The sequence below is a fragment of the Streptomyces sp. NPDC019531 genome (genome assembly GCF_044903305.1).
In the GTDB taxonomy this organism is placed as follows: domain Bacteria; phylum Actinomycetota; class Actinomycetes; order Streptomycetales; family Streptomycetaceae; genus Streptomyces.
Map to the genome: position 1 here is coordinate 1 of NZ_JBJDQL010000096.1, position 10,841 is coordinate 10,841.

9 protein-coding genes and 4 pseudogenes are annotated in these 10,841 nt (G+C 68.8%); 5 read left to right on the top strand and 8 right to left on the bottom strand.

The genetic code is table 11. The features are described from left to right. Positions 1-275: 275 nt before the first annotated feature. A complete protein-coding gene (locus ACI2L1_RS44395) occupies positions 276-779 on the bottom strand; it encodes a GNAT family N-acetyltransferase (protein ID WP_404745180.1) in 504 nt (167 codons plus the stop codon). 213 nt (positions 780-992) lie between these two features. Here ACI2L1_RS44395 and ACI2L1_RS44400 point away from each other — a divergent pair. After that, a pseudogene (locus tag ACI2L1_RS44400) lies at positions 993-1,421 on the top strand (ATP-binding cassette domain-containing protein); the annotation flags it as partial. 4 nt (positions 1,422-1,425) lie between these two features. On the opposite strand, the gene ACI2L1_RS44405 reads toward ACI2L1_RS44400, so the two are convergent. Continuing rightward, entirely contained in the window at positions 1,426-1,776 is a 351-nt protein-coding gene (locus tag ACI2L1_RS44405; RefSeq protein ID WP_404745187.1) for a CPCC family cysteine-rich protein, read from the bottom strand. A 6-nt stretch (positions 1,777-1,782) separates the two neighbouring features. After that, a protein-coding gene (locus ACI2L1_RS44410) for an IS3 family transposase (RefSeq protein WP_404745181.1) occupies positions 1,783-2,975 on the bottom strand; the annotation gives its coding sequence in 2 pieces (ribosomal slippage) (positions 1,783-2,711 and positions 2,711-2,975; 1,194 coding nt in all). 218 nt (positions 2,976-3,193) lie between these two features. Here ACI2L1_RS44410 and ACI2L1_RS44415 point away from each other — a divergent pair. The 3 pseudogenes from ACI2L1_RS44415 to ACI2L1_RS44425 form a co-directional block, all read left to right on the top strand. Next, positions 3,194-3,363, top strand: a pseudogene (locus tag ACI2L1_RS44415) (IS21 family transposase); the annotation flags it as partial. 12 nt (positions 3,364-3,375) lie between these two features. Beyond that, positions 3,376-3,729: pseudogene (locus ACI2L1_RS44420) on the top strand (ATP-binding protein); the annotation flags it as partial. Between the two features lie 209 nt (positions 3,730-3,938). Continuing rightward, positions 3,939-4,163 (top strand): annotated as a pseudogene (locus ACI2L1_RS44425) (Atu4866 domain-containing protein); the annotation flags it as partial. Positions 4,164-4,252: 89 nt separating this feature from the next. Here ACI2L1_RS44425 and ACI2L1_RS44430 read toward each other — a convergent pair. The 5 genes from ACI2L1_RS44430 to ACI2L1_RS44450 all read right to left on the bottom strand — a co-directional run bounded on the left by ACI2L1_RS44430 (position 4,253) and on the right by ACI2L1_RS44450 (position 9,802). Then, positions 4,253-5,248 carry an N-acetylglucosamine kinase gene (locus ACI2L1_RS44430; RefSeq protein WP_404745182.1) on the bottom strand — a complete coding sequence of 332 codons (996 nt, stop codon included), beginning with the start codon at positions 5,246-5,248 and terminating at the stop codon, positions 4,253-4,255. Next, positions 5,248-6,495, bottom strand: coding sequence for a 6-phospho-beta-glucosidase (locus tag ACI2L1_RS44435; protein WP_404745183.1), 1,248 nt, complete (start codon positions 6,493-6,495; stop codon positions 5,248-5,250). The genes ACI2L1_RS44430 and ACI2L1_RS44435 overlap by 1 nt, the downstream gene beginning before the upstream one ends. Further along, a complete protein-coding gene (locus tag ACI2L1_RS44440) occupies positions 6,492-7,394 on the bottom strand; it encodes a carbohydrate ABC transporter permease (RefSeq protein ID WP_404745184.1) in 903 nt (300 codons plus the stop codon). The genes ACI2L1_RS44435 and ACI2L1_RS44440 overlap by 4 nt, the downstream gene beginning before the upstream one ends. A 67-nt stretch (positions 7,395-7,461) precedes the next feature. Further along, a complete protein-coding gene (locus tag ACI2L1_RS44445; RefSeq protein WP_404745185.1) occupies positions 7,462-8,424 on the bottom strand; it encodes a carbohydrate ABC transporter permease in 963 nt (320 codons plus the stop codon). Between the two features lie 4 nt (positions 8,425-8,428). Next, complete coding sequence (locus ACI2L1_RS44450) at positions 8,429-9,802, bottom strand: ABC transporter substrate-binding protein (RefSeq protein ID WP_404745186.1); 1,374 nt, start codon at positions 9,800-9,802, stop codon at positions 8,429-8,431. 168 nt (positions 9,803-9,970) lie between these two features. Here ACI2L1_RS44450 and ACI2L1_RS44455 point away from each other — a divergent pair, with 168 nt between their 5' ends. Further along, positions 9,971-10,801, top strand: a complete 831-nt coding sequence (locus ACI2L1_RS44455) for a GntR family transcriptional regulator (protein WP_356064298.1) — start codon at positions 9,971-9,973, stop codon at positions 10,799-10,801. The last annotated feature ends 40 nt before the right edge of the window (positions 10,802-10,841 follow it).

A 10,841-nucleotide genomic window follows, 5' to 3' on the forward strand; every position in this document is an offset into this window, starting at 1 on the left:
ACCCGAAACCCTTCGTATGGACGAAGACCGCGGACGAGATCCTTGAGCGCCTCGCCGGATATCTGAACCGAATTCCAGACTCAGGACACTAGTTGAAGTCAACATGCTCGGGCACGTACAACAACGACACCAGGGCCTCCGGGATCCACTCGGAATGGGAGCGCACCCCCGAGCTACCTGGAGGCCCTGCTTTCACGCGCGGAAACCGCCGCAGTCACCCGATCGAGACACCCGTTCGATCGGCAGTCTTCGAGATCGGTACGGGCAACAACCACTTACGTGTCGGGATGCTCCGGCAGGGCGAGCCAGTCCGACCAGGAGATCTCGCGGCCGAGGAAGCGCGGCTGCTCGAACGGCCAGTCGGCGGCGATCCACTGCGGCACCAGCGCGTCGAGGGCCTGCTCGACCTTGCTGCCCACCAGCTCGTCCACCACCCACCAGGAGATCTCGCCGTCCGCGCCGGCCCTCTCCGGTGGGTCGATGTAGACACAGCCGAGCAGAGCTGTCTCCGCCGCGTCGAACAGCGCGTAGTTGAAGGACTGGTGTGCGGCGATCTCCTTCTCGTGCCGCAACAGGTCGGCCTGGTCGGCCTCGTAGGTCATGGTGGCCGCGGGCCAGCCCCAGACCGGGCCGAAGATGGTCCACAGCCGCTCGCGCGAACCCATCACAGCCGGATAGTCGAGCGGGGTGTCCGCCTCCCGGATCGGCCGCAGGTGATGGTCACCGCCCGGCAGCGGTACCAGGACGGGGTGGACGAATTCATCGGGAAGCCAGCTCATGGCGCCCGACCGTAACAGCGCGCGGCCGTCCGCTCCCCTGGATTTTCCCCGTATACCGCCAGGCCCTGCTCTTATGTCGGGCAGGGCCCGCGATCACCCGATCGAAACTCCCGTTAGGTCGACAGACTCCATGATCGGTATGGCAACGGCTTCTGATCGGCATCGGGGGGCGGGTTCAGGCATGTGTTGCGTGGCGTGCTGGAAGTCTTCGGCGCCCGCTGTGTCGCCACTGTCGAGCAGCCCGCCCACCCTTCGACCGAGCTGACGGTCCTAGCGTCGTCGCCCTGGGACGCGTCCGGCACCGCCGCCCGTGGACTTCGCCGACGGCGGTGGACGCGGCTGCCGTCACCGAGGCACCGGACTGACCGACAAGACCGGCCAGTGGTGGCACACCCTCTCCGGCGGCGAACGCCAACGCGCCCAGAGAGCCCGCGCGCTCGCCCGGGAACCCCGCGAACTCCTCCTCAGCAAACCCACCAACCACCTCGACATCCAGCACCAGCTGGACCTGCTGACCCTCGTCATGGCCTGCCGGTCACCACCGTGATCGCCCTGCACGACCTGAACCTCGCCGCGATGTACTGCGACCGACTGTTCGTCCTGCGCGAGGGCCGCGCCGTCGCGGAGGGCACCCCGGTCGAGGGCATCATCCGTCGGCGGGACGCCAGAAATCCGTGTTCCGATAGCGCCACCAGTAGAGGACAGTGCGATCGTTGGGCCACGGGGCCAGCTGAATGCCTCGGGGCTCGAAGCGGTCGCGCTCGGGATCGATGGGGCGCCAGTTCGGGTCCATCGGTTCGTCGTCCTCGGGCGGGCGGGCGTGCTCCACGGACCGTTCCTCGCAAGCTCCGAAAGCCCGGTAGTTCTCCTGGGCCTTGGTCAGTGAAGGCCGGTTTGCTCCGCCTGAGTAGTTTGGCCAGCGGAGCTGGATGGCGTCGTCCTCCCAGAAGCAGACTGGACAGATTGAGCTGCCCCGAGTTTCGTAGAGTCCAGCGATCTTGTTTCAGGCGGACTGTGGGGTTTGCTCCTGGCTCCGCCAGAAAGCTTCCTCGTACTCGACAGGCGGTACGTAGTCGAGCGCGGAGTGCAGACGTTCTTCGTTGTACCACGTGACCCACCGGAAGATCGCCCGCTCGACCTGGTCGGCGTCCTTCCAGGGGCCCTGCATCTCGATCAGCTCGGCCTTGAAGGTGCCGTTCAGGGCCTCGGCCATCGCGTTGTCGTAGCTGTCCGCGACGGACCCGACCGACGCTGAGGCGCCGATGTCGGCGAGCCGGTCGGTATACCGAATTGATACGTATTGCGACCCGCGGTCGCTGTGGTGAATGAGCCCGGAGTCCTTCTTGATCCTCCGTCTCCACAGGGCCATCTCCAGAGCGTCCAGCGGAAGTTCGGTCCGCATGTGGTTCGCCACCTGCCAGCCGACGATCATCCGCGAGTACACGTCCAGGACGAACGCCACATACGCCCAGCCCGACCAGGTGCGGACATACGTCATGTCCGCCACCCACAACTGGTCCGGGCGCGAGGCGGTGAAATCGCGGTCGACCAGGTCCGGCGGGCGGGGCGCCGATGGCTCGGGCACTGTGGTGCGACGCCGCTGCCCGCGGATGACGCCCTCGATGCCCAGCTCGCGCATCAGCCGCTCGACCGTGCACCGGGCTGCCTCGATGCCCTTGCGTCGCAGGGCGCGGGTGATCCGCCGGGCCCCATAGATGGACCCGGACTCGGCGTGGATCTCCTCGATCAGCGGCATGAGCTGCTCGTCGCGGAGCCGGCGGGCGGACTTCGGCCGCTTCTTGCGGGCGAAGTACGTTGACGGCGACAGGTCCAGCACCCGGCAGACGGGATCGACCCCGAGGCCGCGTTCGCGCAGGTGGTCGATCACTTGCTCGGCCTCGTCCGGGGACGGTCGATCTCCTGGGCAAAAAACACGCTGGCGGCTTTCAGGATCTCGTTCGCCCGCTTCAACTCCGCGTTTTCTTTGCGGAGTTGCCTCAGCTCGTCACGTTCGGCGGTCGTCAGCCTGTCGTCGCGCTCGCCGGTGTCGGCCTCGGCCTGGCGCACCCACTGCCGCAGGGCTTCTTTGTGGATGCCGAGGTCCCGGGCGACATGCGCGACCGGGCGGCCGGTAGTACGGACCTCGCGGACGGCCCGCTCGCGGAGTTCGTCCGGGTACTTACGTGGTGCTGGCACAGCTCGTGGTTCTCCTTCGGACCAGGATCATAAGCCTGGCGTCAGGGACTCCACGAAACGGGGTGCAGCTCAGATCTGATACGAGCCCGGCGGCTCGTCCATGGTCAGACGGCCGCAGCACACGCAGGGGTACTTCAGGATCACGCCCGTCATCCTGTCCGACCCCACCGTGAGGACCAACTGGTTTCCAGGGAGTTGACCGGGAGACCCACATTTGAGGGGTGCCGATGACGATCGTTTACGACCGCACCAAGACGGTCGTCCGCCGTCACGTTGCCCCCGGCGAGGCGGTTCCCCTGCACCCGGAGGCGGTCGGCTTCGCCGGTCACTATGACTTCGGCATCGACGTCTTGGCGCGTATTGCCTGACTGGGGAAGGCCGGGTTGAGTGGCTGGTCGTCAACGCTGTCCTGTTGGGGCTGCCTGGGGTGGGAAGGGCGCACGTCGTGGTCGCCCTGGCGGTCGCGGTCTGTTGGGCGGGCTGCTCGGTCTACTTCGCCAGCCTCGACGGCGTGGTCCGTAACCGCAGAGCCGCCGAGGCCGGCGGACGGCTGGTCAACAGGCTCGGCACCGGCCTGCGGCCGAGCGTTGTCGTGGTCGGTGGGGTCGGCTGCCAGCCTCTCGAACGCATCGAGGCGAACTTGGTCTTTCAGGTCGTCTCCAAGCGTGACGAAATAGGGCTCCATCATCCTGACCTCGAACGCGATTTTCAGTGAGTGGGCCAGGATTTCGGCGATGAGGTCCTCGCCACCGCATGGCCGCCCACCTCGAGGGGATCGCCCCGCGTCGGCGGACGCGGTCAACACCCAGATTACGTAGGGACGTTGACGTCGAGGAACACGGGCGACGTGCTCGTCGTACCGGACGCACTCGCCCCGGACGTGGCGGCCGCGCAGGCCACGCTGCTGGCCCGGCCGGAGGAGGTCCGCGCCCTGATCGCGGCCGGCCGGTGCTCTGGTCGGGCATGGACGCCCCCGGCCGCGCCACCGCCCCCGAGACGGGCATCCCGGCCGCCCAGGATCTGACCGGCGGCCCGCGCGTCGGCGTCTGGATCGGCGAAAACGACTTCCTGCACCAGGAGTTGACCGCGGACGGCCGCTACGACGAGACCCGCGGCGGCCGTCCGCACGCCTACGAGGGCCGCTACTGGATCGACGGCGACCGCATCGACTACCTGGACGACCTCGGCTTCTGGGCGTTCGGGGAGTTCCGGGGCGAGGAGCTGCACCACGCGGGGTACACGATGCGGCTCGGGGCGGCGCTCCCGGTCGTGACGGATCACGGGGTGCCGCTCCCCCGGAACCCCGCGCGCAACCGTGCCTCGGCGTCGGCGTCCCGGCCTGGATGCAGGTCGAGGGCCGCCAACGCCGCGCCGAGCAGGGGCGGTTCGGCGCACACCAGCGGGCGGACGTTCGGCACGGCATTCCGCAGGCGGTGTTCGACGCCGTCGAGGAGGGCCTTGTGGCCGGCGGCCAACACGCTTCCGCCCAGGACGACTTCGGGGTCCGGGGCGGTGGCGAGTTGAAGGCGGCACAGGACGGTCAGCGCCATCCTCGCGATCTCCGACGCGAGCCGTTCCACCAGTTCGGCCGCGATCTCGTCGCCCTCGTCGCGGGCCGCGAAGACGGCCGGGCAGAGTTCGCTGAGGCGGAGCGCGGGGAGGTCGCCGTTGTGGATGGCGGCGGTGACGTCGGCGACCGTGGCGAGGCCGAAGTGGTCAATCATTGCCGCACGCAAGGCTGTTCGCGGGCCGCGGCCGTCCTCCGCCCGCGCCGCGTGCCAGAGCGCCGACGTCCCTACGTCGATGCCGCCGCCCCAGTCCCCCAAGATCCGGCCCAGCGCGGCGAAGCCGGTGGTGCGGCCGTCGGGGGCGACGCCGACGCAGTTGATGCCGGTGCCGCAGACCACGCCGACACCCCATGGGCGGCTGGCCCCGGCGCGCAGGACGGCGTAGGAGTCGTTGTCGACGCGCTGCGTGACCGCCCACCCCCGGGCACCGACCGCTTCGCGCAACGCCTTGATCTCGTACGGCAGATCGGCCCCGGCGAGGAACGCCGTGATCCCGTCCACCACGACGCCGGTCTCCACCCCAGCCGACGCCATCGCCTCCGCGCGCAACGTGGCGAGCACGTCCATCGCCGCGTCGACGCCGACCGCCTGCGGGCGGAACCCGCCGCCCCGCGCGCGGCCCAGGATGGTGCCGTCGGTCCGCAGCACTGCCACGTCGGTCTTCGAGTTGCCGCCGTCGACGGCGAGCAGCAGGCCCGTCTTCATCAGGCCCACCAAAGGTGTTCGCGGTTGGCGGCGACGAGCTTCGCCGCCAACTCCTCGGCCACCTTGACCTGCCCGATGAGCGGATGCGCCAGCAAGGCTGTCGCGACCCGGTCGACACCGCCGTACAGGGCGGCTTCCAGGGCGAGTTCCTCGTAGGCCGTCACATGGGCGACGAGTCCGGCAAAGAGCGGCTCTACGGCCTTGACGGGCAAGGGAGTTGCTCCCTGCGCGTCGATACGGGACGGGACCTCGATGACAGCGTCGTCGGGGAGGAAGGGCAGCGTGCCGTTGTTGCGGACGTTGGCGACGCGGACGTCGCCGGTGTCGGCGGTGAGGGCGTGCACCAGCTGCACGGCGGCTTCGGAGTAGTAGGCGCCGCCGCGCCTGTCGAGGAGCGCGGGCTTCTCCGTCAGGGCCGGATCGGCGTACATCGTGAGCAAGTCGCTTTCCATCTCGGCGACTTGCTGGGCGCGGGAGGGTTCGGCGAGCTGTTCGCGGAGGACCTCGTCGTGGGCGTAGTAGTAGCGCAGGTAGTACGACGGGACCACGCCCAGGCGGCGGACCACGTCCAGTGGCATGCGCAGCCGGTCGGCGAGGGCCTGGCCGTGTTCGTCGAAGATGCGCGGCAGGACGTCGACGCCGTCGAGCCACACCGCCCGTTCCCAGGTGAGGTGGTTGAGGCCGACGTGGTCCAGGGTGACGCGCTCGTGGTCGACGCCGAGCCAGTCGGCGAAGGTGCGCTGGAAGCCGATGGCGACGTTGCAGAGGCCGACTGCCCTGTGTCCGGCGTCCAGGAGGGCGCGGGTGACGATGCCGACGGGGTTGGTGAAGTCGACGATCCAGGCGTTCGGGGCGCGCTTGGCGACCCGTTCTGCGAGGTCGAGGACGACGGGCACGGTGCGCAGGGCCTTGGCCAACCCGCCTGCGCCGGTGGTCTCTTGACCGATGCAGCCGCACGCGTGCGGGAAGGTCTCGTCGACGTGCCGGGCGGCCTGGCCGCCGATGCGGAGCTGGAAGAGGACCGCGTCGGTGCCGTCGATGCCGGCGTCCGGGTCGGCGGTGGTGGTGATCTTCGCGGAGCTGCCCTGGCGGGCCAGGATGCGGCGGGCGAACGGGGCGATGACGTCGAGCCGGTCCGGGTCGGGGTCGACCAAGGCGATCTCGGTGACGGGCAGGCCCAACCGGGCGAATCCGTCGATGAGTTCGGGGGTGTACGTGGATCCGCCACCGACAACGGTGATCTTCAACCTTTGACTCCTGTCAGGGTGACACCTTCGATGAAGGCCTTTTGCGCGAAGAAGAAGACGATGATCACCGGCGCCATCGCGATGAGAGTGGCCGCCATGGTGAGGTTCCACTGCACCGCGTGGGAGGTCTTGAAGGTCGCCAGGCCCAGGGCGAGGGTCCAGTGGGCGGGCGTCTCGCCGGTGTAGATGAGAGGGCCGTAGTAGTCGTTCCAGGCGTTGAAGAAGGAGAAGAGGCCGACGGCGACGAGCGCGGGGCGCATCATCGGCAGCACCACCCGGGTGAGGACGCGGAGTTCGCCGCAGCCGTCGATGCGGGCCGCGTTGAGGTAGTCCTCGGGGACGGTGAGCAGGAACTGGCAGAGCAGGAACACCGAGAAGGCGTCGCCGAAGAGGGACGGGAGAACCAACGGCCAGATGGTGCCGGTGAGATGGAATCTGGCCCACATCAAGTACATGGGGATGACAAGGACTTGGGGCGGCAGCATCATCATGGTGATGACGCAGAGGAAGGCCACGTTGCGGCCCTTGAAGCGGAGTCGGGCCAGCGCGTAGGCGATGGGGACGCTGGACAGCAGGGTGGCGGCGGTCGCGGCGACGGCGTAGAGCACGGTGTTGGCGAGCCAGGTGCCGATCGGCGCGGTGCTGAAGACCGTGCGGTAGTTGGACCACTGCCAGTGGTGGGGCCACAGGCTGGTGGTGAGGGACTGGCCGTCGGTCATCAGCGAGGTCAGGAAAATGAACACGATCGGGCCGATGAAGGCGCAGGCCAGACCGACGGCGATGGCGTGTTCGGCGATCCAGATCAGGGTTGTGCGGCGGCCGGCCCGGCCGCGCGCGGCACGGTGGGGGGAGGCGGCGCGGGTCTGCCGGGCGGGTGCGGGGGCGTAGGTCGTGGTCATCGCGGCTGCTCCTCGGTGGCCAAGTACCGTGCGGGCGTGGCGACTTCCGGACGGGTGAGGCGGTGGGTCATCGTGGTGACTCCTCGATGTCGAAGCCGGAGGCGCGGCGGAGGAGGACGACGGTGAAGGCCATCGCGACCACGAAGAGCACCACGGCCAGCGCGCAGGCGTAGCCCGCGTGGAACTGGTTGAAGCCGGCGATGTAGAGCTGCTGGGGGAAGGTGAGGGTGGAGCCGTCGGGATAGCCGGGCGCGGCTTGGACGTTGCCGTTGGCGACCTGCGAGGCGACCATCGCCTGGGTGAAGTACTGGAGTCCGGCGATGACGCCGGTGACGGTCGCGAACAGCACGACCGGGGAGATCGTCGGCAGCGTGACGAAGCGGAAGCGGTGCCAGGGGCCGGCGCCGTCCAGTTCGGCGGCCTCGTACAGCTCGGCGGGGACTTCCAGCAGGGCCGCGAGGAAGATGACCATCATCGTGCCGCTGCCCCACAGGGCGAGCAGGGTCAGGGCCGGTTTGGACCAGTCCGGCGAGTTGAACCAGAGCGGTCCGTGGATGCCGAGCAGGCCCAGGATCCGGTTCACCGGGCCGGAGTTGGGGTTGAACATGCAGACGAAGGCGACGGTCGCGGCGACCGGCGGGGCCAGCGCGGGCAGATAGAACAGGGTGCGGAACAGGCTCGCCCCGGCCTTGAGCCGGGCGGTGACCATGGCCACGCCGAGGGCGAAGAGCACCTGCGCCGGGACCATGATGACCACCAGCCAGGCGGTGTTGCGGACCGCGTGCCAGATCAGCGGGTCGCCGTCCAGCAGATAGCGGTAGTTGCGCAGCCCGACGAACTGGGCCTGGGAGATCATGTTCGAGTTGGTGAAGGACAGCCAGACCGTCATCACCAGCGGGTAGATCAGGAAGACGGCGAAGCCGACCAGGCCGGGGGCCAGGAAGAGCAGGACGCGCAGCCGGTTGCGGCGCAGGCGGGCCTTCAACGGGGCTGTGGTGAGCGGGAGTTCGGTGAGCTGTTGGGTGGCCATGCCGTCACTGCCCCAGCTTGAGCGCGGCGTTGTTCTGCTTGTCGACGGCGGCCAGTCCGGCCTTCAGGTCGGGTACGCCGCCGCTCTGCCACTTCTCCACGAAGTGACCGAAGTTGGTGAGGTAGGCGCCGCCGTCACCGCTGGCCGGCGTGGTCGTGGTGAGCGGGTTCTTGTAGACCTCGAGGAACGGCGCGAAGTGGGGGTCCTTGGAGAGGCCGAGCGCGGGCGAGTCGAGCGCCGCCTTGGTGGTGGGGACGTTGCCGATCGCGTCGGCCAGCGTGGTCAGCGCGTCGGTGTCGGTGGTGAGGAACTTGATCAGCTTCCAGGCGGCGCCCGGGTGTTTGGCGCCGCGCGGCATGCCGATCACGTTGCCGCCGACGTAACCGGCGTCGTACAGCTCGGACTTGCCGTCGGCGGCCGGTATCGCGGCGGTGCCGTACTCGATCTTCGCCTTGTCGTTCTTGATGAAGGCGTTGCGCCACTCGCCGTCGATCATCATGGCCAACTTGCCGGTCTCGAAGGCGTTCTGGGCGGAGAACTCGTCGCCCATGCCCGCCTTGAACGTGACGAGCTTCTTCGCGCCGAACCAGTCGACGAGGCTCTTCTGCCAGGTCAGCGCCTGTGCGAAGGCGGGGTCGGCGCCGACGTTGGACTGGCCGTCGGCGGTGAGCCACTTACCGCCCCAGCTGGGGACCAGGTGCTCGGTGAGCATCTCGTAGGCGCCCAGGTAGGGCATGAACCCTGCGGTCTTGATCGAGCCGTCGGCGTTGAAGGTGGTCAACTTCTTGGCGTCCGCCGCCAGTTCGGACATCGTCTTGGGCGGGGAGGTTATCCCGGCCTTCGCGAAGAGCTTCTTGTTGTAGTACAGGCCGAAGGTGTCGGCGAGCCACGGCATCGTGCAGCGCTTGCCGTCGAACGCGGTGTACGACTGGACGGCCTTCGGGATCTGGCTCATGTCGACGTGGTCGGCCTTGATGTCCGGGGCGAGGTCCTGGAAGGCCCCGCTGGAACACCAGCCGCCGACGTTCGCGGCGTTGAACGAGGACGCCACGTCCGGGGCGGTGCCGCCGCGGATGGCCTGGTTGACCTTGTCGTCGGTCTGCGCGGCGACGGCCTTGACGGTGATGTACGGGTATTTCTTGTGGAACTTGGCCAGAACTGCGTCGACCGAGGCGATCTCGTGCGGGGAGCTGAGACCGTGCCAGAAGGTGATGGTGACCGGGGTGGTGTCGTCGGCGCCGGTGTCCGCCTTCGACGTGGCGCCGCCGGTGGTGCATGCTGCGGCCAGCAGCGCCGTGAGCGCGATCAGCGACCCGGCCACGGTGCGGTGGGCGGTACGGGCGGTACGGGTGACGGGCCCGCCACGGGACTGGGACATGGAACCTCCGGCGAATTCGCTTACCACTTATTGACCAGTGGGCACATGCTGGGGCACCATTTGGTCAGTGTCAAGCAAGTCCACCGCACGAAGTCCCTGGAGATAGGCCATCAAAGCGTTACATTGCACCGGCTGAAGTTGAACCACTGGTAAAGAAAGTTGGTAGGAATGGTCAGCGGTGAGAGCCGTTGGGAGAAGCGGGAACGCATCCGCACCCACCTCCTCGACCTGGTCGAGGAGACCGGCCCCGGACGCCCCCTCCCGGGCGAGCGGCAGCTGTGCGAGGAACTCGGGGTCTCCCGCCCCACCTTGCGCGCGGTGGTCGACGACTTCGTCCGCGACGGTCTGCTGCTGCGGGAGCACGGGCGCGGTGTCTTCGTCGCCCGCGCCAAGGTCGCCCAGCACCTCAGCGGCGCCGCCCCCGGGCAGGCCCAGGGGCTGGGCGTCGGCGGTGTCGACGGCACGTGGGCGAGCCGCATCCTGGACTTCAAGACCGTCGCCGCGGGACCCCGGATCGGCCGCCGGCTGGGCATCGCGCCCAGCGAGCAGATCCTGCGGATCACCCGGCTGCGTACGGTCGACGGCGACCCGATGTGTGTGGAGACCCTCCATGTCCCGCACGTACTGGTCCCCGGGCTGACCGCCCGCGACCTGGAGACCGACTCCTTCTACCGACTGCTCGGCCGGCGCTACGAGATCCTGCTGACCGACGCCGCGCAGAGCATCGAACCGACGGTCGTCGACGAGTGGGAGGCCGAGGTCCTCGGCGTCTCCGTGCACACCCCCGCCCTGCTCTTCGAACGGGCGGCCAGGGACGCGGACGGCCGGGTCGTCGAGTTCACCCGCTCCGTCTACCGAGGCGACCGCTACCGCATCTTCACCAAGCTGTCCCTGGCCGCCCGGCCCGACGGCGGACGCGTCGTCGACGGCTCCTGGTCGGCGGCCACCACCGTCCCCGGCGCCGACACCCTGGTCTTCGACCCCTACTGGACCAACTAGGCACCCTCACCCACCCGTTCACCGCGCCGGTCCGCCGACC